This window comes from Bacillus sp. GbtcB14, assembly GCF_019091205.1.
Classification (GTDB): domain Bacteria; phylum Bacillota; class Bacilli; order Bacillales; family Bacillaceae_G; genus Bacillus_A; species Bacillus_A cereus_AG.
Genome location: NZ_JAGXJT010000139.1, coordinates 1 through 274 on the forward strand (window position 1 = coordinate 1; position 274 = coordinate 274).

The following is a 274-nucleotide window of genomic DNA, read 5'->3' on the forward strand; positions in this document are numbered from 1 at the left end:
TTCAATAAAGCTCTCAGAGAAATATTCTTTGAAAATTTCTTTCCATAAATCTTCCTTTATATCCATATAATTCTTCATTTCACTAATTATCGCTTTATAATTTTGAACAAGCTTTACTGCTTCTCCATGTTCCTTTACACCTTCAAGCATTACTTCTAACTTGGAGATATCCTTTATCTTGAATTTTTTAGCTTTATAGGTCATTATTTCTAATAAATCATCTGTATCAATTGATAACAAACTATCACTTACGTTTTTAAATGATTCCGCAGCA

1 pseudogene is annotated in these 274 nt (G+C 28.1%); it reads right to left on the reverse strand.

Going from position 1 to position 274, the window contains the following annotated elements:
* Positions 1–274: pseudogene (locus KVT31_RS29555) on the reverse strand (hypothetical protein); the annotation flags it as partial.